At 41.2% G+C, this 20020-nt stretch carries 23 protein-coding genes; 12 read left to right on the top strand and 11 right to left on the bottom strand.

Annotated elements, in window-relative coordinates:
- The first annotated feature begins 8 nt into the window (after positions 1–8).
- Positions 9–641, top strand: a complete 633-nt coding sequence (locus MTTB_RS02680; protein ID WP_248564977.1) for a DUF447 domain-containing protein — start codon at positions 9–11, stop codon at positions 639–641.
- Here MTTB_RS02680 and ade read toward each other — a convergent pair.
- Genes ade through MTTB_RS02660 form a run of 4 tightly spaced genes read right to left on the bottom strand, consistent with a single transcriptional unit; the run spans position 633 to position 4763 of the window.
- Entirely contained in the window at positions 633–2258 is a 1626-nt protein-coding gene (ade, locus tag MTTB_RS02675; RefSeq protein ID WP_345894011.1) for an adenine deaminase, read from the bottom strand. The genes MTTB_RS02680 and ade overlap by 9 nt on opposite strands.
- Positions 2255–3478 carry an ornithine cyclodeaminase, nickel-pincer nucleotide-dependent gene (locus tag MTTB_RS02670; RefSeq protein ID WP_248564975.1) on the bottom strand — a complete coding sequence of 408 codons (1224 nt, stop codon included), beginning with the start codon at positions 3476–3478 and terminating at the stop codon, positions 2255–2257. The genes ade and MTTB_RS02670 overlap by 4 nt, the downstream gene beginning before the upstream one ends.
- Before the next feature lie 15 nt (positions 3479–3493).
- Positions 3494–4372, bottom strand: a complete 879-nt coding sequence (speB, locus tag MTTB_RS02665; protein WP_248564974.1) for an agmatinase — start codon at positions 4370–4372, stop codon at positions 3494–3496.
- Between the two features lies 1 nt (position 4373).
- Positions 4374–4763 carry a translation initiation factor IF-5A gene (locus MTTB_RS02660; protein ID WP_248564973.1) on the bottom strand — a complete coding sequence of 130 codons (390 nt, stop codon included), beginning with the start codon at positions 4761–4763 and terminating at the stop codon, positions 4374–4376.
- Between the two features lie 123 nt (positions 4764–4886).
- Here MTTB_RS02660 and MTTB_RS02655 point away from each other — a divergent pair, with 123 nt between their 5' ends.
- The 7 genes from MTTB_RS02655 (at position 4887) to MTTB_RS02625 (ending at position 10886) form a co-directional block, all read left to right on the top strand.
- Complete coding sequence (locus MTTB_RS02655) at positions 4887–5327, top strand: pyruvoyl-dependent arginine decarboxylase (RefSeq protein ID WP_248564972.1); 441 nt, start codon at positions 4887–4889, stop codon at positions 5325–5327.
- Between the two features lie 27 nt (positions 5328–5354).
- On the top strand, positions 5355–6197 hold the full coding sequence (locus MTTB_RS02650; RefSeq protein ID WP_248564971.1) for a bifunctional fructose-bisphosphatase/inositol-phosphate phosphatase: 843 nt from the start codon (positions 5355–5357) through the stop codon (positions 6195–6197).
- Positions 6197–7045, top strand: a complete 849-nt coding sequence (locus MTTB_RS02645; protein WP_248564970.1) for an NAD(+) kinase — start codon at positions 6197–6199, stop codon at positions 7043–7045. Before MTTB_RS02650 ends, MTTB_RS02645 begins: the two co-directional genes overlap by 1 nt.
- A 73-nt stretch (positions 7046–7118) precedes the next feature.
- Entirely contained in the window at positions 7119–8432 is a 1314-nt protein-coding gene (gene cfbE, locus MTTB_RS02640) for a coenzyme F430 synthase (protein WP_248564969.1), read from the top strand.
- 14 nt (positions 8433–8446) lie between these two features.
- Complete coding sequence (gene hemC, locus MTTB_RS02635; protein ID WP_248564968.1) at positions 8447–9316, top strand: hydroxymethylbilane synthase; 870 nt, start codon at positions 8447–8449, stop codon at positions 9314–9316.
- On the top strand, positions 9313–10269 hold the full coding sequence (locus MTTB_RS02630; protein WP_248564967.1) for a Gfo/Idh/MocA family protein: 957 nt from the start codon (positions 9313–9315) through the stop codon (positions 10267–10269). Before hemC ends, MTTB_RS02630 begins: the two co-directional genes overlap by 4 nt.
- An 11-nt stretch (positions 10270–10280) precedes the next feature.
- Complete coding sequence (locus MTTB_RS02625) at positions 10281–10886, top strand: orotate phosphoribosyltransferase-like protein (RefSeq protein ID WP_248564966.1); 606 nt, start codon at positions 10281–10283, stop codon at positions 10884–10886.
- Between the two features lie 148 nt (positions 10887–11034).
- On the opposite strand, the gene prf1 is transcribed toward MTTB_RS02625, so the two are convergent.
- The 6 genes from prf1 to MTTB_RS02600 all read right to left on the bottom strand — a co-directional run bounded on the left by prf1 (position 11035) and on the right by MTTB_RS02600 (position 15561).
- Positions 11035–12255, bottom strand: a complete 1221-nt coding sequence (gene prf1, locus MTTB_RS02620; protein ID WP_248564965.1) for a peptide chain release factor aRF-1 — start codon at positions 12253–12255, stop codon at positions 11035–11037.
- 368 nt (positions 12256–12623) lie between these two features.
- The gene (locus MTTB_RS08340; RefSeq protein ID WP_282570390.1) at positions 12624–12695 is read right to left on the bottom strand and encodes a CRISPR-associated endoribonuclease Cas6; all 72 of its coding nucleotides are present in this window, start codon (positions 12693–12695) and stop codon (positions 12624–12626) included.
- A gap of 73 nt (positions 12696–12768) precedes the next feature.
- Positions 12769–13140 (bottom strand): CRISPR-associated endoribonuclease Cas6, encoded by a 372-nt coding sequence (cas6, locus tag MTTB_RS02615; RefSeq protein ID WP_282570376.1) that lies wholly within the window; start codon positions 13138–13140, stop codon positions 12769–12771.
- Entirely contained in the window at positions 13082–13351 is a 270-nt protein-coding gene (locus tag MTTB_RS02610; RefSeq protein ID WP_248564964.1) for a hypothetical protein, read from the bottom strand. The genes cas6 and MTTB_RS02610 overlap by 59 nt, the downstream gene beginning before the upstream one ends.
- 1332 nt (positions 13352–14683) lie before the next feature.
- Entirely contained in the window at positions 14684–14821 is a 138-nt protein-coding gene (locus MTTB_RS02605; protein WP_248564963.1) for a hypothetical protein, read from the bottom strand.
- A 569-nt stretch (positions 14822–15390) separates the two neighbouring features.
- On the bottom strand, positions 15391–15561 hold the full coding sequence (locus MTTB_RS02600) for a hypothetical protein (RefSeq protein ID WP_248564962.1): 171 nt from the start codon (positions 15559–15561) through the stop codon (positions 15391–15393).
- A 270-nt stretch (positions 15562–15831) separates the two neighbouring features.
- Here MTTB_RS02600 and pyrH point away from each other — a divergent pair, with 270 nt between their 5' ends.
- Together pyrH and MTTB_RS02590 are read left to right on the top strand one after the other, a co-directional pair.
- A complete protein-coding gene (gene pyrH / locus MTTB_RS02595; protein ID WP_248564961.1) occupies positions 15832–16506 on the top strand; it encodes a UMP kinase in 675 nt (224 codons plus the stop codon).
- 21 nt (positions 16507–16527) lie between these two features.
- Complete coding sequence (locus MTTB_RS02590) at positions 16528–16719, top strand: DUF2116 family Zn-ribbon domain-containing protein (RefSeq protein ID WP_248564960.1); 192 nt, start codon at positions 16528–16530, stop codon at positions 16717–16719.
- Here the strand turns inward: MTTB_RS02590 and MTTB_RS02585 are convergent.
- Complete coding sequence (locus tag MTTB_RS02585; RefSeq protein ID WP_248564959.1) at positions 16708–17187, bottom strand: DUF308 domain-containing protein; 480 nt, start codon at positions 17185–17187, stop codon at positions 16708–16710. The two genes, MTTB_RS02590 and MTTB_RS02585, sit on opposite strands and share 12 nt — an antisense overlap.
- A gap of 115 nt (positions 17188–17302) precedes the next feature.
- Here MTTB_RS02585 and MTTB_RS02580 point away from each other — a divergent pair, with 115 nt between their 5' ends.
- Together MTTB_RS02580 and MTTB_RS02575 are read left to right on the top strand one after the other, a co-directional pair.
- A complete protein-coding gene (locus MTTB_RS02580; RefSeq protein ID WP_248564958.1) occupies positions 17303–18259 on the top strand; it encodes a hypothetical protein in 957 nt (318 codons plus the stop codon).
- Positions 18260–18264: 5 nt separating this feature from the next.
- A complete protein-coding gene (locus MTTB_RS02575) occupies positions 18265–20019 on the top strand; it encodes an MJ1255/VC2487 family glycosyltransferase (protein WP_248564957.1) in 1755 nt (584 codons plus the stop codon).
- The last annotated feature ends 1 nt before the right edge of the window (position 20020 follow it).

Below are 20020 nucleotides of genomic sequence, written 5' to 3'. Positions count from 1 at the left end.
CAAGTGGGGTGGAGGATATAGGAGATTACAAGGAAGTGGAAAACCTCAAGTCCCTTAAAATGGAGAAGGGCCTATTATATGAGACGATAGTAACAACCCTAAATGTTGAGGGTGTGGGTAATGCGGCCCCCATTGGCGTGATATGTAAGGGTCCCCGGGAGGTTATATTGTACCTTTATGAGGGGAGCCACACCCTCTCTAATATATTAGCTACTGGTAATTTCACGGTTAATATCACAGATGATCCCATCTTGTTTACAGAGGCCACACTAGGAGATCTTGGGGATGAGTATTTTATACCATATTCTGAATATTTGATTTTGAGGGGTGCTTCGTCATTTTTCACAGCAACTACAAAAAGGGTGAAGGGTGTTAAAAGAAAGGATCGGTACGGGGAATCTAAATTATTCATTATAACAGCGGATGTTAAAAGGATATTTAAGGGTAAAAATTTCAAAGAACCATTAAACAGGAGCATATATGCGATTATAGAATCCCTGATAAATTATACTCGTATAAACCGGGTGGAGAATAAGGAAGATATCATTGATCGTATATTAGAAATGAAGAGGGTGGTTGATAGGGTGGGAGGATCCAGGGAAAAATTGGCTATGAGAAGGATAATAGACTCGTTAAGATAAAATTGGATCAACAAAGCGACGTTCTTCAACATTAAATAGTCCTTTGTCGCTTAAACGCAATTGTGGGATTACAAGGAGCGATAAGAAGGACATTGTCATGAAGGGATTGGAGAGGCTTGATCCCATATCTGCTACAAAATCGTTAAGTTGTCTAGCTTTACATGCGAGGATGTTCACCCTTTCATGGGACATGAGACCGGCAACTGGCAGTTTAAGATGCATATATTCGTCAGGGGCTACTGCGATAAGCCCGCCACCCGTTCTAAGAATCTCAACGGCCTCCATCATATAATTGGTGGATGTGCCTACAACTATTAGATTATGTGAATCGTGGGCGATTGTGGATGCTAGGGCGCCCTCTTTTATGCCGAAGCCTTTAACAAAACCGTTTCCTATGTTTCCATGTCCGTATCTGTCTATTACTGATGCTTTCAGTATGTCATCCTCTGGGAGTGGTTGTATTATCCCATCTATGATTGGAAGTTCATGTACGGATTCTGAAGTTATAATTTGTCCTTCAAAGACTTTGATAACCCTTACTCGCGCCCTGTCGCCGGGGGCTTGGATCTCCAACCTAGATGATTTAAGGCCTTTTATCCTGATTTTCCCCTGGGGTGGTGTTCTCTTCTCCCCCATGGTTTTGAATAGTTTTTCACCATCCTTTGCAACGAGTTCGCCGTTAATAAATACTTTTTTTACTGTGAAATTTTTCAGATTATCAACTAGTACTATATCAGCGGATCTTCCGGGGGCTATTGCACCACAATCTAATGAGTAGTGTTCTGCGGGGTTTATTGTGACCATCCGAACAGCCTCTGCCTCATCTATACCATATTCGATGGCCTTTCTGAGGATAGCGTCCATATGGCCTTCGATGAGGTCCCCGGGTTCCATGTCGTCAGATACTAGGAAGTCCCCGCCGATGCTTGCAAGTTCTTGGAGGTTCTTCGCGGATGAACCTTCCCTTATCATGATCTTCATTCCCAGTTCCTTCTTTTCCAGGGCTTCTTCCGCGTATACGGACTCGTGATCGGTTGATATCCCCTTCTCCACATACTTGCAAAGATCATCCCCTGATAGGAGTGGTGCATGTCCATCTATGGGCTTGCACGCTTTCTTCGCGGCTTTTATCTTCCTGATGGCCTCTGGGTTTTCTGCTATGACACTTGGGAAATCCATCATCTCCCCCAGGGCTACTATCTCATCCCTTTCAAGGAGGTTTTTTATTTTGTTGGCTCCTATCCTTGCACCTGCTGTTTCGAATTCTGTTGCGGGTACGCATGATGGTGCTGTGAAAAAGAATTTTAAGGGGACCCTCTTTGAGTCTTCTATCATGAATTCTATCCCTTCAAGGCCCATTACGTTGGCTATTTCATGGGGGTCGCTTATCACTGCTGTGGTCCCGTGGGGTATGGTGGCCTCTGCGAAGGATGATGGTGTCATTAATGAACTTTCGATGTGTGTATGTGAGTCTATGAAACCTGGGAGTAGGATTCCGTCAAAATCTCCTTTTATTTTTCTTACGATCTTGATTATACCATCTTCGATGATGATCTCGGCGGGGTATATGTCTCCTGTGAAGACATTTAGTATATTCCCTTTTAGCAATTTTATCACTTGTTCTTTTTGATTTCCTCCCAGAGTATGGGTAAGAACGCCCCCACATCTGTTACAACACCCACAACCTGTGAGCTGCCCCGATCAGCGAGTTTTGTCACTGCTGCGGGGTTTATATCTACGCATATGCTTTTAACATGGGATGGTAGGAGGTTTCCCACGGCTATTGAATGGAGCATGGTAGCTATCATCAGTACCATGTCAACTTCTCTAATATAGCGTCGCATTTCATTCTGGGCTTCAACAACATCTGTTATAACATCGGGGAGGGGTCCGTCATCCCTTATGGACCCGGCAAGTACAAATGGGATGTTATTCTTGACGCATTCATACATTATACCCTCTTTTAGTATGCCCTTTTTGACTGCTGCCTTTATGGAACCTGCCCTGTTAATCTCGTTTATGGCATAAATATGATGATGGTGGCCTCTGCTTACTGATTCGCCGGTTTTGACGCAGATGCCTAGGGATGTGCCATAGAGGGCGTTTTCGATATCGTGGGTTGCAAGGGCATTACCTGCGAATAGTACGTCAATAAAACCTTCACGTATCATCTCGGCGACTATGGGGGCCGATCCTGTGTGCACTACAGCCGGTCCCGCTACGAGGGCGATTTTACCCTTATTATTTTTCACTTTTGTTATCTCGGATGCTATCCTCTTGATGGTGGCGATGAGGGGTTTTTCAGATGATACGGCGCTCCCCATGAATTCAAAGATCCCCTTTTTGCCACGTGGCCTCTCTGGTGGGGATACTCTTATACCTTCTCTTCCAACGACTACTAGGTCTCCTTTTTTTATTTCCCCTATTGGTTTACATTTTGCGGTTTTTGTCTTGGGGTCTACTACTATCATACAGTCCATTTCAATGTCCTGGACTGGTCTCCATTCTCCTTCATAGAAGATGAAGGTGGGATGGTTTGTTGTGGAGTAAAAACCAGCAGGTAATACTTTATCTTTTTCAGCTGCTCGGAGTTCCACTTCTTTTATCTCTGCTATTGATGCGCCTATCTCGCTTAATTCATCGAGTATCTTGTTTAAATGGGATGGTGTTTTAGCAGATACGAGTATTTTAGCATAGCTTGGATCTGTCTTCCTTTTACCGATCTCAAATTCAAGTATCTTGAAGTCTCCACCCATATCCATTATCACATCTAGGACCTTGGGGAGGATTAGGCTGTCAATTATATGACCTGAAAGTTCAACTTCTCTGGTGTTCATATGTGGGTGCACCTCTTATGATTTTAGGGATAGTAGATCATGGAGGATCTTGGCAGCGTTGAGTCCGGTCTGATCACCCTTCACTGGGGATGTGACCTCCACTATATCAACGCCCATTATATCTTTCCTGCTTATGGTTTCAATGAATTTTTCCATATGGAATGGTGTAAGTCCACATGGGGTTGGGTTACCTACCATTGGGGCGTGGGAGGGGTCGAGGACGTCCATGTCAACTGTTACATATACTGGGTCTTTGATACTTCTAAGTTTGCTCGTCACCTCTTCTATATTCTCTTGGATCATCTGCGAGGTGTAATATTCAATCTCATGCTCCTTGACGAATTCTATTTCTTCTCTGGACGCGGATCTAACGCCTATCATGATTATATCCTGAGGTTCGAGTTCGTATACTCTCCTCATTACTGTTGCATGTGTGAATTTTCCATTATAATGGTCTCTCATGTCCATGTGGGCATCAAAATGGATAATAGTGGGATTGTCCCTGGATTGGATGGTCTTTAAAATGGGGTAGGTTATTGTATGTTCTCCTCCAAGTATTAGGGGTTTAAGATCATGGGATAGGAGTCTGGTTAGTGTGTCTATTATCCTCTTTGATGTTTCTTTGAAGTCTCCTGCCACGACGCTAACATCACCCAAATCGAAAATGGGAGCCTTAAGCTCCCTGTTAAATGTTAGATTATACCCTTCAAAATTGTAGGATGCTTCTCTGATGGCTGAGGGGCCGAATCTAGCCCCTGGCATGTAGGTTGCTGTGGAATCGAAGGGGATGCCCAGCATCCCGAAGGCTTCCCCATCTTGGGATGATAAGAATTCTTTAAAGGATTCTCTCCTTGAAAAAGCAAATTTTGAGGAATCCTCCAAGTATAGGAACATTTCATTTAACTCTCATAAGTTTATTTTTACCCATTGTGGTGATATATTCTACCTCGCTCCCTTCAACGAGTTTATCCTTCAAATCTGCGGGGATGGGTGTCTCAAATGTTTCATAGGTTTCAAGGTCCATTAATTGGACGTCATCACCCATAATAGCCAATACTTGGGCCGTTCTTTTATCAATTATGGGTATTTCTATCTTTGCATCAACTGGTTTTACTATGCTCCTCTTCTGATTGTCGAATATGCCTATAGCCTCTATACGGGCCTTGGCGGAGCCATGTTTTCCTGGTGATGATGTTGATATGTTCATGATCTTTGATGGTTCGTCATCTATGATCACGTATTTTCCAACCTTCAAATTTTTGACTTCCACTACCTTCTTTGACATCTTATTATACCTCCTAGATAGGATAATATGAAAAAACTGATAAAGGATTTTTTTATATTATTAGTGTTACCAACCCTATATAAAACCTACCACTTACCCCACAATTTTAGGTTAGTGATGAGTATGAAGGTTTCAATTACATCAGGAAGGAGTGAAGGGCCTACCAGGTTAAATGCCTTTGATAATGCTCTTCTAGATGCTGGGATCGGTGATGTGAACCTTATAAAGGTTTCAAGTATAATCCCTGCCAGTGCACGGGTAGTTGGATTACCATCCTTCGAGGTGGGTTCAACAGTTAATTGTGTGCTCTCCCATAGCATCTCAGATAACAGGGGGGATCTTATATCAGCTGCCATAGCAGTTGCATTATCTGATAATATAGGGTGTGTGGCTGAGAATAGTGGGATAAACAAGGATCCTAGGATTGTAAGGGAGGATGCCATTTTTATGGTTGAATATATGATGAGAAGGAGGGGTGAAAAAATAAAGAACTTAATAGTAGAAGAAATAAACCATAAAGTCAAAGAATGTGGTGCTGTAGTAGCGGCGCTAGTATACTTATAATGAGGGATCCTCTTGGGTGTTGTGGGAATGAAAAAATCTGACATTTATTATTGGAGGAGTATAGCGCTCAAAATGGCTGAACAAGTGCAAAAGGCCATAGCTCCCCTCGTGGGTAAAGAAGAAGCGGGTGAAATAATAAAAATGGGCGTTGATGGCACGCCAACAAAACTAATAGACCTTGTAGCTGAGGATGAAACCATAAATGTTCTGGAAAATACTGGGAGACCGGTCACATTAATCAGCGAAGAGATAGGATACCTAAAAATAGGAGAAGGAGATTCGGAGCCTCAGATAATATTCGTTGTGGATCCTCTTGATGGAACTACAAACGCTATCAAGAACATACCATTCTATGGCATATCCATTGCAATCGCAGAATACCATTCCAGTGATGTTCTACCTTCATTAAATGATGTGAAGATGGGTTTTGTTAAAAATTTCGCCACTGATGACATTTACGAGGCCATGAGGGGACATGGAGCATATTTAAATGATGAAAGGATAAAACCATCCGGACAGGAATCATTGGAAGAATCTTCAATGGGCGCCTTCATCTATGGTACTAAATTCCCCAAGATCGATAATATATGTCGTATTATCCGTAGGATGAGAATACTAGGCTCGGTGGCATTGGAACTTTCATATGTTGCCAATGGCGCATATGATGCGTTCATGGACTTGCGAGGAAATCTGAGGGTGGTTGACATAGCAGCTTCAAAGTTAATAGTCGAAGAAGCTGGGGGTATAGTCACCACCGAAAGGGGGGATCCCCTCAATGGTCTCTTAAATGTTAAGGAGCGTACTTCACTTATAGCAGCTGGGAACAGGCAATTACACCAGGAGATAATGAAAGCATTGGAGGTTATCTAATGCGTATGGGTGTGGTGGCACGCCTTGACATTCCCAGGGCCATTGAACTAGCAAGGAAGGTCATTGAATTTTTAATAGAGAATGGTGTTGAGGTATCCATTGACACTTCACTAGCAGATAAAATCCCGGAATTCAAGGACCTGGCAAAGGATTTAGAGGAAATGGACGTTGACATTATCGTGACCATTGGAGGGGATGGGACAATACTACGCACCCAAAGCTTCATAGAGGGGAAGGGGATACCCTTACTCGGAGTGAATATGGGTACGGTCGGGTTTTTAACAGAGATCGACCCCAAGAGTGTATTCCAGGAACTTAGGGAGGTCCTGGAGGGAAATTATATAATAGAGGAGCGAACACAATTGGACGTCTACCATCATGGTAGATTGCCATCAGCACTCAACGAAGTTGTTATGATGACAAGAGAACCGGCGAAGATGTTACACATTCAAATATTAGTCGATGATGAGGTTGTTGAGGAGTTAAGAGCTGATGGGATAATAGTGGCGACTCCAAGCGGCTCCACAGCATACTCCATGTCGGCTGGGGGCCCCATTGTGGACCCAAGAGTAGAAGCATTCATAATAGTCCCAATATGCCCTTTCAAATTAAGTGCAAGGCCCCTAGTAGTATCTGACGAGAGCAAAATCAGGATAAAATTATTAAAAAAGGGTAAAAAGGCCATAGCAGTGGTTGATGGACAATTCAAGGAAGAGATAAATTATATGGAAGAACTGATTTTTCAAAAGTCTAAGAACAAGGCCTACTTTGTAAGGTTGAGTAAAGACTTCTACAAGAAGGTTAGAGAAAAACTAATCGAGGGGGGTATAACACCCACTAGGGAGTAGGGGGGGATCGTATCCGACGACCATAGACCCCCACATGATGACACCCCCCAGAAGGTGATAGGGTCGTATAATAATGGAAGCACTGGTGGTGGATCTTACTCATGGTGGTGTCACAATAGCACTCGCACTCAGAGAACATTGTAGGAAGGTATTTGCATGGGACATCTACAATAGCCTCAATGAGGAAAATAAAAAAATCCTCACAGAAGAGGGGATAAAACTCGTTAACAGAATCCCAGAATCAGATAATCTGAGAATAATAGCACCAATCCACTGCCCCCTCAACCTAAAAGTCGACTACACACACCATGAAATAGTGAAATTCCTCCTATCAAAGGATGAAAAACTAGCTAAAACCCCTATAATAGAGGTTACAGGAGTTAAAGGTAAAACGAGCGTCGTATGGATGCTTAAAGAAATCCTGGGAGAAAAAAATCTCCTCATACTCAGCAGCCTAGGAGTTTTTTTATCCACGAAAAAACTTAAAGAGAATATCAGCATAACACCAGCAAGCATCATAGAAGCGGTGGAACTTGCCAGGGGCCTAGATTACCAAGCGTGCATATTCGAAACATCCCTTGGGGGAACAGGCCTCGCAGACGTGGGAATACTAACCAACATAATAGAAGATTACCCCATCAGAGGGGGAAAAGAAAAGGCGAGCAAGGCCAAATCCCAGATATTCAAAAGCAAAATAACATGCTGCGAACACACAGCCTACAAGGAATACTATAATCAATTTAAAAACGTGAACACATTCTCAATAAGAGAAAAAGATGCTAACATCTATCCTACAGACATAGATTATGGCCTTGAAAAAACCCGCCTAAAAGTACATGTAAACGGTCTTAAAACAATAACAGACAGGGAATATAATACTATATTCACCGTTGAAAGTTTCGCCCCGGGCCCACACTACCTCCTCAACCTATTAGCAGCAGTATCAGCCGCCTTAACCCTTAATATTAGTATAAAGAGGATACGGGAGGGTCTCAGGAACTTTAAAGGCGTCAGGGGTAGAAGTTCTAGGCGTCACGTTGATGGGAAGATAATAATAGAAGAGATAAACCCTGGTATAAATTCAGAGGCCATAAAATATACCCTAAAGATGGCCCAAAATTTCAATACCCCCATTATAATATTAGGTGGAGATTATGGGATTACCTGTGAAGAGATAGATGAAGACAAAACCGCCAGCATACTTGAAGATTTCACGGGAAAGATTATATTAACAGGAGAACTAGGCAAAAACATCCAAAAAAAACTCCAAAAGAAAATCCCCTACATTAAAAAGAGGGAAGATGCGCTTAAATATGCGCTTTCAACCGCCAGAAAACATATAATATTAATCTACCGTTCAGAATATTCTAAAATCCAGGAGAGATAGGGGGGATCATCAACTTGCGGATAGGGACAAGGGGAAGTCGCCTCGCACTAAAACAGACAGATGATATAATAGCCAAACTTTCAAGGATAAGCCCAACCAGGATAGAAAAGGTTATAATAAAGACAAGTGGCGATAAAATAAAAGATTCACAATTATATAAAATCGACAGAAAGGGCATATTCACAAGGGAACTAGACAATGCCGTGCTAGAAGAAAGGGTGGATCTTGCAGTCCACAGCCTAAAGGACGTTCCAACAGAAATAGACGAGGACCTGACAATAGCAGCAGTACCAGAAAGGGAAACACCCCACGAAGTATTAGTATCAAGGGCTGACTGGGACGAACTGCCACCTAATTCAAGAATAGGCACCAGCAGCCTCCGAAGAGAAGCCTTCTGCAGACATTACAAGAAAGAATTCAAACTAGAACCCCTACGTGGGAACATAGACACAAGGATAAGAAAGGTCATGGAAGGAAAAATAGACGCGACAATAATGGCAGAAGCCGGACTAAAACGCCTAGGATTAGAAGAGAAGATCAGGAGGAGATTCCCACTCAAATACATAACCCCACCCGCCGGCCAAGGAGCCCTAGCAATTATAACAAGAAAAGACAACCCAAACCTCAACCTAATAAGAAAACTGAACCATTATAGGTCACAACAGGAAGTTAAAGCAGAAAAAAGCGTCCTAAAGGAATTAGGAGTCGGTTGTCAATGGCCCCTTGGTGTGATAGCCCGGGCACAAAATAGAAAACTATGCTTATATGCTATCCTTTTATCAAGAGAAGGGGATATATTATCCCAGGTAACATTGGAGGGTCCCATCAACAAAGCCCAAGAATTGGGTGAAAGAGTCGCGAATGAAATGGAGGACTACATTTGAGAAGGGTAAATGTAGGAGTAATTGGTGTAGGGGCAATGGGTTACAATCATGCAAGAGTTTACCACCGCCTCAAGACAGCCAACCTCATAGCAGTAGCTGATATAATGGAGGAAACACTGCAAAAGGTCTCAAAAAAGTATGATGCCCGCGGTTACCTGGATTATGAGAACCTCCTTAAAATACCGGAGATAGAAGCCGTGAGCATCTGCGTGCCAACAACACACCACTATCAGGTGACCATGGATGCCATCGAATACGGAAAACATGTACTCGTAGAAAAGCCCATCGCATTCACCTTAAAAGAAGCGGAGGATATGGTTAAAAGCGCGCGGAAAAAGGGGGTGAAACTCGCCATAGGACACGTTGAAAGATTCAACCCAGCAGTGAAAAAAGCAAAAGAACTTATAGAAAATGATGTTATCGGTGACGTGGTATCAGCATCAGCAAAGAGGGTTGGACCATTCCCACCGAGGATAAAGGATGTTGGAGTGACGATAGACCTTGCAATCCATGACCTTGATGTGACGCACTACCTCTTCAACGAACCAGTAAGGGAAATCTACGCGACAATGGGGAGCATACTCGAAAAATGCCAATTCGAGGACCATGCAGAGATAATGGCAAAATTTGAAAGTGGCATAACAGGCATGCTAGAGGTTAACTGGTTAACCCCATATAAGAGGAGGAAACTAGCCATAACAGGCACTGATGGGATAATAAACATAGATTACATAGATCAGAGTATAGACGTTTATGGTAAGTTCGCCCAGAATGTTCAAATAGAACATGAAGAACCATTAAAAAACGAGATCAGATCCTTCCTCATGTCAATCATAAATGATGAAGAACCTGAAATAACAGGAGAAGATGGAATATACGCTCTTAGAACAGCCCTTGCAGCTATAAGATCTGCGAGGGAACATCGCCCCATAACATTAAACGGGGACCTATAAAGGTGTGTGAAATGACAGAAAAACTCATAAAAAAAGCCCAAGAACTCCGAAAAAGGGGCTTCACCACGGGAGAAATCGCAGATGAGTTAAACGTTTCAAAAGACACTGCGAGATGGTTAACACTCCAGACAAGTGTGAAATCTATAAAAGAAGCTCCATTAGATTTCGCCATAAACTGGGAGAGCCTTGGCAGAAGCTCCACTCGGATGAGACACGTTTCAGTTGCCATGGCCGACCTTGCATTAGAATATGGGGAAATAGATGTGGTGGTTGGAATAGCCATCAGCGGCATCCCATTCGCCACCCTCATGGCCGATGAGATGGTCTCAAAGTTGAAAAAGGACATATCATTAGCGGTTTTCCACCCCATAAAACATAGGAAGGGTAAAGACGCCAGGGGGGCTATAAGCAGCAATTTTGCAAAGGTTAAAAATAAGAGAGTGCTCATAGTAGATGATGTGATAACAAGTGGCAGGACGATAAAAGAAGCTGTAACGGTATTGAAGGGTCAGAAGGCAACACCAGTTGTAGTGGCGGTGCTCATAGACAAAAAGGGCATTTCAAAGGTTGATGGGGTTCCTGTCACGTCACTTATAAAGGTTAAGAGACTTGGATAAGGTGAACTTGAGCATACTCCACCTAAAAAAATTGTAGGGGGGATCCCAAGGGACTAAAACCCTAAAAAAAAGTTGGTTATTAGCAGGCCTCTATGGGGGGGATTATCCCATGCACTCCCTTTCCCCCTGGTGAGGTTTATCCTCCGGGTTATGGCCTGTACCTTAAGATCGCCCCGATACCACCAAAGGCTTTTAGAAGTTGGATTCCTTCCTCTGTCTCAGTTGATATTATCTCCACTTCGGAGCCTACTGTCTCGGCGATTTCCACAAGATCGTCAATGAGGTCCCTGGAGTCCACTATTTTCATTTGATCATTACACTTGGGACATTCCCTATATTCTTCCTTTTTTATGGTTATATCCATTTTATAGTTACAGGATGGGCACTGATAAGTGGCTCTTTTTGCTCTGAGATCCTCTGATAATAAAAGTACTTCCACAGCCCCCATTTGGAGATAATTTCGCACTTCTTCTTCTCCATAGGCTGCCAGTCCTTCTTCATTTATGAGTTCGGTGAGGAACCTCTGGACTAGTTTTTTCTCCCTCATCACATCAATTTCTGTTAGAACATCCATTGATTTGTCTATAACTTCCCTTATCCCGAATTCGCCGGTATAGGATGTGTCAACTGTTGTTATAATCTTTTTCTTAATCTCATGGTGTAGGTAATCTCCTTTCACGAAATCCTCCTTGGTATGACCCGGACCCCCGATGATAATCCCCTTGAGGTCGGGTATTGATAGGAAGGCTTCGTTCATATGATCTCCTATCCTTTTGAGGAATTCGTGTGCTGCCAGTTCTATCAGGCGGTCGAATCTCCGCTGTGACTGGCCTCCAGCCTTGTGCTTTCCTGGAACGCCACTTGTAAGGGTTTTCAGGATTTCAATCCGCTTACCCTTTAAGAGTGCTATTGTAGCCTCTTTACGGTCTAGAACAGCTAGACCATAGATTTCCTTCTCTTCTAGCATCTCCTTTAGGGGTTCGAGGTAAAATTCAGAATTACAGTGATATATATAGGTTTTTATGGGCTCTGGCGGTTCGAAAACGTATGTTTCCATCTTTTCGGTGCCTGGTCCTCCACGGGGTATCATACCAACGAACATCACAAGACCGTTCTCTGGTGGTTTGGGGAACAATTTCAAACGTTGCATTATAACTTCTATTGCTGATTGAACATTCTTCCTAGTCTGTTTACTCTTAATATTAGCACTTTGACTTAATTCTTCCCTCATATGCTTAGTCACGTCACTTATCTGCCTATCAGGTGGTATATACACTGATACGAGTTCAGTGCCCCTACCTTTCTTTTTCGCAAGCTCTTCTAAGGTCCTCCGAAATTCATAGAGTTTCTTTGATGATACTTTACCCAAACAGATCACTCCTCTGACATGATCTCTGTTATAAACATACTATCACAACTAATATAACCTTCTAGGTAGAATCTTCTCAGATTTCTTTTGCATGCTAGGCGTTTATGGACCAGGGTACAAATATACTATAAGGTGGGGATTCTAAATTTTTTATGGCAATTGTCAGCTACGATCCCATAGGAACATGGATTGTTTGATGGTGGGTGTCTAGAGAAATAGGGTGGCAGATGGGGGGATCTAGAGCTTGCCTTAAAGAATGATGGGAATTTGCGAGGGTCTTTTATTCCACATTTTTGTGGGGGGTATTGTCAGTGAAGTAATGTCATCTTCGAGGCGCGTGCTTTGATCCCCCTCCTATAGATTTATTTTCATGCTTTTGTCACCATCCCAAAGCCCATGCTGTTTTTTTCACCAAACCCGCACTCGTATCCGAATTTTATGAATCTTGGATCTCCCTCGATTGTGATTTCATATGATATGCTCTGTGGTATGTTTCAATATCCTCCTTGGGTATCATGATTCTTTTTCTCTTGATGGAACTAGGGTAGGGACGACTTTGAGGTATTCATCACCATCATAATCCCCATAAAATTCCTTATACTCCCTTATAAGGTTCTTTTGCATGTTTTCATAAAATCTGATGTCATTTGGGTTCAAGTTCCACTGTTTAAGGACTCCTTTATCCTCTTTCACTGTTTTTATAATTATGGGGGAGATCGTCTTGAATTTCATATTCCTTTTGATCTTAGGGGGCTCCAGGAACTCAAAATAGTCTACGTGGATTTTTCTTCTCAAAAAATCGATTTCAGGCTTTTCAATAAATCCTTCAACAAGATTTTTGATGAGCTCTATGTTTGGATGATATGAAAAAGTAAAATTTACCATCCTCTGATAGGAGGAAATTTTCAAATGATTTCCTTCGTGGTATGTTCAACTGGGAAAATGTGAAAAATTTAAAGTTGTTAGCAGAATGGAGTTCACTTGCGAGGTCTGGGTCAGCTATTCTCCTATAAATAATCGCAGATAAAATATGATTATAATTATATGGAATCCTGAATGGTCTTATGTCTGATCTGAATTCTATTCTAAGCCTCAAGTATAACCCCCTCAATACTCTCTAATCTAAATTATTTAAAGCATTCAAATATAAATTGGCTCTGCTAAAACTTCAAAGCCTTTAGATTCTGTTCTCCTGTTAATTTTAGTCCAAACTCTGTGAAAATAACAAAAAACAGTATCGTAATAGAATTTCAATCCCGTTTTGGCCTGATTTTAACACGATCGGAGGGATCACATCCTCGGGTTTCAAGGTTTGTTTCAATCCCATTTTGGTCTGATTTTAACTCTTGTCAAGGTATACTACCTCACCCACCTCAAATATGTTTCAATCCCATTTTGGTCTGATTTTAACAGGGCGGTTTTTTCCTTTAATTTGTCTGTTTCGTTCTGAGGTTTCTTCTTTCAGGTATATAAATTTGTCGACCCCTGGTAATGCACTTTATTTATAAAGGTGGACGACTGACAGGACATCTCCAAATCAAAAAATAGGAAACTAAGATAATCTAAAGTAGTTTTTAGATGATTTTGGTGGGGTAGGTGGTTATTAGGTTTTCATGGGTTGGTTATAGGCTAAAAGGGGTTAAAGTAATTTATTGTTATTAAAATCTTCGGTCGGATTTTGATGGGGATAGACGACCAAATGAAAACCCCCTAAAACAATTAAAAACAAACCATAAAAGTTCAAATTAAAAAATAGGAAATTAAAACGTGCAAGAGAATACTAAAATTGTTGTCTGCTATCCTTGAACTTTGTCTCTCCAGGACTGTTTACTAAGGTTTTTTTCAACCTTTAGAGGTCTAAGAATTTTTCGAACTTCATCTGAAAGCGATTTTAGGGCTTCTTCAAAGTAAGACCGTGGTCATTAACTTTAAAGGGATTGGGGTGGGTGACCTTTTCGATTGTAGAGTCCCAGCCCTTGATTTTTTTGTCAAATTGTGATGAGATAATACTCTTCAAGTAGACTATGATGGGGCTATTTTTTCTATTCCTGTCATTACAGAGAGATTATTTTTCAATTTCAAAGACTTTATAATCCCCTCGGCAACAGGGGTGTCCTCAAGAGGAGAGCCTATTAGGATAACCTTATACTTCATATACAACAAAAAGTGAACGTTCCCGTTGGTGTACTTATCGTAGCTTATATTCCTGTTATACGTGTATGCCTTTGTTAGACGCTTTTTAAGATCCTCTGAATAACTATTATCGAAAACCGTTATATTGGACGTATTATTTGTAGGATCTACTGTTTCAAGGGTTGTTCAATTAAATGAGGTAGTGGGGGGTTTAGTAGGTTGGTTAAGGTCTTGGTTGGCCGTATCCTCATATAATTTCCTACGCTGTGGTCATTTTATGTATCTTTCTCCACATTTACGTTGGTTCCATTAGATGTAACGTTCCAGGACGTGGTATTGAAAGGAAATATGTTTTCCAGAATATGTTCCTTCTGTCTGGTTCTTTAAGGAGGATTGATTTTATGACTAGGAATAGTAGTATTCCTAGTTGCATTCTTTAGAAGGTTAGCACTAGAATTACCAGTCCTATGAGTAGGATTAGTGGTATTCCTATGCAGTGAGCTTTACACCATTCAAGACTTTCATTCTGATTTTTTTATCTCCCATAGAAGCAGGCTTTTTGGTTCCAGATGCCGGTGTCATATCAGTAATTCTATTTTCTGGTTTTGGCTTTAAAGTGTTTCGCAACGAACACAAAATTTTGCGGTGTCGGGGGTTTTTAGCTCCACGCCCCCGGCAATACAAAAAACACCCTCAGACTTTCAAATGTCCACTCAAACATCCTATAGTATCTGATCATTTATGCTTTATAAAGGCTGTAATTCTACTTTTTTTTGTTCGTTTTATTGGACTATAACGAAGAAAAACAATGAATCTCAACCTTATTTTTTTGACCTGATTTTAGCATCAACGGAAGCCTATTATGTTCTTCTCCAATGTCCAATTGTAACCTCCTGCTCTAGGATTATAACTTGATAGCCTGCATTTACATCAGCTATTATCTACTTTTTTTATCCACGATGTCAGTTTAATTCCAACTGCATTCAACAGTTTTTGCTGAAATCATCCGAAGACAAGCCTAAAATCTCTGAGAATTCTCCAAGAGTTATTTTTTCCTTCCTTGTAAAGATCCGCGGCGAAGTAAAATTCTGGCTTTATAATGGCTTTTGCTATCTTTGATTTTATTTCTTCTGGAACACTTTCCAATATGCTACAAAATTTCTGGATTATCATCAAATCCTGTGGCTTCCTCAGCTATTATTTTTATTCCAAGCTTTTTGTAAACCACTTCCATTTCAATCTCGATTATTTTTTCTTTGGTGAATAATGTACCTTTTCGGGGTGCACACTTATCCTTTGCCTTTTTATCTGATTGGCAGGAGAGTGGGGAAATCCTAGAAAAGCGAGGTTATTAAATATATCCTTTCATTTATCATAGTCATAGTAAGGTTGTGGAATAAAACTTATCTGAATTTAATCAATTCATCTTACTGGGTGGGAATAATGAGAGTAGTGATCACGATTGGCGGCTCTATTATCATGAGAAATTTTAATCCAGACATGTTTAAAGAATATGCTAAGGTCCTAGATCGCTTAAAGGAAACCAATGAACTTTTTATAGTCGTTGGTGGAGGCGAACCTGCAAGGGATTATATAAGATTGGCAAGGGAACTTGGCGCCAACGAGGCTCAATGTGACAATATTGGGATAGAAGTCACACGCCTTAATGCGAAGATGCTTATACTAGCCCTTGGGGATAGAGCATATCCGGTGGTGCCCCACAATTTTAATGAGGCGCTTGAATATTCTGCAACGGGTAAGATTCTTGTCATGGGCGGGACAGAACCTGCCCATAGTACAGATGCGGTTGGCGCCATACTCGCAGAATTTGTGGATGCTGATATACTCATCAATTTAACCTCTGTAGATGGATTCTATGATAAAGATCCTCTCAAGTACCCTGATGCCCGCCTCTATAAGGAGATAACAGCTACTGAGATGCTTAACCTTTTCAAGGATAAAGATTGGAAAGCTGGGACTTACGAGTTCCTTGACTTGACGGCGATCCATATTATAAAAAGATCAAATATCAAAAGTATAATAGCGAATGGGAAGGATCCTATGAACCTTATAAGAGCATTAAAGGGGGAGGTTGGCACAAAAGTAATCCCGGAATAGATGGGAAAGTTGGAGGATCAGATGATGGTAGAACCGCATAGACATTGTCCAGTTTGTGGGAACCCCATACCATTGGATGAGAGAACATGCTCGAAGAAGTGTGCAGAGGTTCTTTTAAAAAACCAGCAAAGGGTTATGAGAACACGACTCATATTCTATATTGTACTGGTGATATTCATTGTAGTCTGGCTCTTTGTAGTATTAAGAAAATAGGATGATAAGACCATAAATAGTCAGGATTATTCCTACAATCACCCCTATGAATAGTGGGTTGAGGGCTATGATGCCCACAACAAAGTAGATTAGTCCAACAAGGATGCCCATAACCCCAAGAGTCCTTGTAACATGGGCATCCCATGCAGAGAAAACAACTATAAAACCGGCTATGATGAAAAGCAAACCTGTAACATATAACCAGAAACCTGCAAAGGCGATTATAAGGATTACCTGGAATGCTAACAGGACTCCTACAAGGATTAACAAGACCGCGAAGACGAACCAGAAAAGAGAAAGTCTCCTATAATATCTTTCCTTTAAAGCGTTTAAAATCATCCAAAACCCGATCAAGGCCAAGATTATGCCTGAAAACATGCTAATAGCCTTCACACCCCCCACGGGGGATATGAGGAAGATAATACCTAAAATGAGGGATATTAGACCAGCCCATTTCTTGGATACCATCTAATCCACCAACTTATTTATATCTCTTCAATGATTCATAAATCTTATCCCCCCATCATAGGTTCTGCGAGGAGGTGCTATCATCATCCCCACAAGAATAGATGAGAGTGTTAATATGAACCGTTTGACGATCACAGGCTTTATATTCATGATAATAGGGGTTATATTACTTATAAGTGATATCATAGACCCTATCATAACCTCCTTTACCCACATATTCCTCATGGGGTCCTCAGAGGGAAAGGATATCATATTCTTCTCCTTGATGGGGAGCATGCTAATTCTAAGCCCCTATATTAGGAATGGGAAGGATAAGAATTTTTATCTCCTCATCACGATAATATTGACCATTTCAACCTACCTCATAATAATCATGGCAGAATTTCTAATAAGGGCTAAGGTGGGCGTGGACCCCTATACAACATTTGTAACCTTTAACCCGGCGGCTACAACGAGCATGACACACAGTCACCTCCCCAAGGCATCCTTAAGTTCCCTCACAAGCCTAGTGGCCCCCACCCACATACATACTGCATCCTCCCTCACAGGGTATACTCCACCGTTTCTCCTCCCCTGGCTCCTTATGATCTTACCCCCCATTTACGTTTTCGGTCTTCTCTCCCTGGGAGACCGTCGAGACTTCCATAAGGTGATACTCATATTCGCGATAACTACAACCATAATAGGCATAATAGATGGTGGTCTTTTCTCCACACCAGCAATGGTAGGCCTTTCAGGGATGCTAGGTATGAGGGCTTTGAAAGTCCCGTTCTCCCCAAAGAACCTTATAAACCCTTCTATAATCATAGCATCCCTTATAATCCTAAGGATAATAATAGGTTTAATGTTATCAACACCAGAATACTATGAAGTAACCCTACTGCAACCAAAGGAAAATATACACTTAGAAGGGTTTAAAGTACTTTCAAGTGAAAAAGTGGATGATAAGATGATAATAAGATTATCACCAGACTATAATGAGATCAAACTAATAGATAGGCTTATAATCGCCCTTAATGGTGAGTGTAAAGGTTTCTTCATCACATGGAACTTTTACTCCTTCTTCAGGTGATGTGGATGAAACTCAGTATAATCATACCAACCTATAATGAAGAGGAGTATCTTCCAAAGCTTCTTGAAGGCATAAAAAGTCAGGATTTCGAGGATTATGAGATCATAGTCGCTGATGCTAATTCAACTGACAAGACCAGGGAAATAGCTGAAGTTTACGGTTGTAAGATCGTTGATGGGGGGTTGCCGGCTGAGGGTAGGAATAATGGCGCTAAAGTGGCCCGAGGAGAGCTCTTATTATTCCTTGATGCTGATGTTGTTCTAACTGAGGGTTATTTTAAAGAGGCCATCAGAGAATTTGAAAGTGAAAATCTTGGCGTAGCCATAAGCCAGATGATACCATTATCAACCAGTAGACGGGATAAGATACTCCATGAGTTCGCGAATAGGTTCATGATACTCACGGAATCGATAAAACCCCATGGGGCTGGCTGTTGTGGCATATTAACACGTAAAAAACTCCACGAGGAAGTTGGAGGTTTCGATGAATCATTAGACTTTGGCGAGGATACAGATTACATAGAAAGAATAGGGAGAATAAGCAAATTCAAGGTCCTGAGAAAACCTCGACTACTAGTATCCATAAGAAGACTTGAAAAAGAGGGATTAAAAAACCTGGCATTCAAATACACCAAGAGCACGCTCTGTGATTTTTTAGGTAAAAAGTTAAGCGCTTCAGAATTAAACTACACCTTCGGACATTCCACAAAAAAACGTAAGAGGATCCTATACTCAGTATGTGGAGAGGGTATGGGGCATGCGATCAGAAGTGGCGTGATACTAGAAGAACTTGTCAAGGATTATGATGTATTAATATTCGCAAGTGACCGGGCATACAAATACCTCAAGGAAAAATTCGAAAATGTCCATGAAATATATGGCTTCAACACAGTATATGAAAACAATGAAGTTAAAGACCTTAAAACATTCTTGAAGGCTATGAAAACATTCCCACGAGACCTTAAAGAAAACCTGAGCTTACTTTATAAAATGGCCCGAGATTTCAAGCCAGATGTCGTAGTATCAGATTTTGAATTCTATGCAAGTCTCATAAGCAACATATTAAGGATACCCCTTATAAGCGTGGATAACATGCATGTAATAACCCAGTGCAATATAGAATATCCGAAAAAATACAGAAAGGATAAGCTGAAGGCCGAGGCTGTTATAAGATCATTTATCATAAGACCGAAACGTTATATTATAACGAGTTATTTCTTCCCCAAGATCAAGGACCCAGAGAAGGTCGTTATGTTCCCACCAGTCCTAAGAAAGGAAATAATGAATCTGAAACCATACTATGGGGATCATATATTCGTCTATCAGACAAGCAAATCCAATATTAGATTATTAAGAACTCTTAAAAAGATCAAGAGAAAATTTATCATATACGGTTTCGACAAGGATAAAACCGAGGGTAACTTATATTTCAGAAAATTTAATGAGGATGAGTTCTTCAAAGACCTTAAATCAGCCGCTGCAGTGATTACTAATGGGGGATTCACACTTATAAGCGAGGCACTCTACCTTAAAAAACCAGTCTATAGTGTCCCTGTCAAGGGACAGTTTGAACAAATCCTTAATGCATTTTACCTTGAAAAACTAGGCTATGGCGAATTCCACGAGGAAGTGGATAAAAAATCCATCGAAAGATTCCTAGAGAAACTGCCTGTGTACAGGAAAAATTTAGAAGAGTATGAGGGCGGGGATAATATTGCCCTCATAAGAGAACTTAAGAGGACTATTGAAGAACTTTCATAGT

The sequence above is a fragment of the Methanothermobacter tenebrarum genome, assembly GCF_023167465.1.
Lineage (GTDB): Archaea > Methanobacteriota > Methanobacteria > Methanobacteriales > DSM-23052 > Methanothermobacter_A > Methanothermobacter_A tenebrarum.
Note: the sequence above shows the minus strand (reverse complement) of the source record. Positions and strands in the feature narration are given on the sequence as shown.

Excerpts from the sequence above, each read along its gene's own strand:
- MTTB_RS02650 (WP_248564971.1), top strand. The coding sequence starts at position 5,355 with ATGAAAAAATCTGACATTTATTATTGGAGGAGTATAGCGCTCAAAATG.
- pyrH (WP_248564961.1), top strand. The coding sequence starts at position 15,832 with ATGAGAGTAGTGATCACGATTGGCGGCTCTATTATCATGAGAAATTTT.
- MTTB_RS02590 (WP_248564960.1), top strand. The coding sequence starts at position 16,528 with ATGATGGTAGAACCGCATAGACATTGTCCAGTTTGTGGGAACCCCATA.
- MTTB_RS02580 (WP_248564958.1), top strand. The coding sequence starts at position 17,303 with ATGAACCGTTTGACGATCACAGGCTTTATATTCATGATAATAGGGGTT.
- MTTB_RS02600 (WP_248564962.1), bottom strand. The coding sequence starts at position 15,561 with ATGATAATCCAGAAATTTTGTAGCATATTGGAAAGTGTTCCAGAAGAA.
- cas6 (WP_282570376.1), bottom strand. The coding sequence starts at position 13,140 with ATGGTAAATTTTACTTTTTCATATCATCCAAACATAGAGCTCATCAAA.
- MTTB_RS02575 (WP_248564957.1), top strand. The coding sequence starts at position 18,265 with ATGAAACTCAGTATAATCATACCAACCTATAATGAAGAGGAGTATCTT.
- speB (WP_248564974.1), bottom strand. The coding sequence starts at position 4,372 with ATGTTCCTATACTTGGAGGATTCCTCAAAATTTGCTTTTTCAAGGAGA.
- MTTB_RS02605 (WP_248564963.1), bottom strand. The coding sequence starts at position 14,821 with ATGCAACTAGGAATACTACTATTCCTAGTCATAAAATCAATCCTCCTT.
- MTTB_RS02655 (WP_248564972.1), top strand. The coding sequence starts at position 4,887 with ATGAAGGTTTCAATTACATCAGGAAGGAGTGAAGGGCCTACCAGGTTA.
- MTTB_RS02585 (WP_248564959.1), bottom strand. The coding sequence starts at position 17,187 with ATGGTATCCAAGAAATGGGCTGGTCTAATATCCCTCATTTTAGGTATT.
- cfbE (WP_248564969.1), top strand. The coding sequence starts at position 7,119 with ATGGAAGCACTGGTGGTGGATCTTACTCATGGTGGTGTCACAATAGCA.
- MTTB_RS02670 (WP_248564975.1), bottom strand. The coding sequence starts at position 3,478 with ATGAACACCAGAGAAGTTGAACTTTCAGGTCATATAATTGACAGCCTA.
- MTTB_RS02625 (WP_248564966.1), top strand. The coding sequence starts at position 10,281 with ATGACAGAAAAACTCATAAAAAAAGCCCAAGAACTCCGAAAAAGGGGC.
- MTTB_RS02660 (WP_248564973.1), bottom strand. The coding sequence starts at position 4,763 with ATGTCAAAGAAGGTAGTGGAAGTCAAAAATTTGAAGGTTGGAAAATAC.
- MTTB_RS02645 (WP_248564970.1), top strand. The coding sequence starts at position 6,197 with ATGCGTATGGGTGTGGTGGCACGCCTTGACATTCCCAGGGCCATTGAA.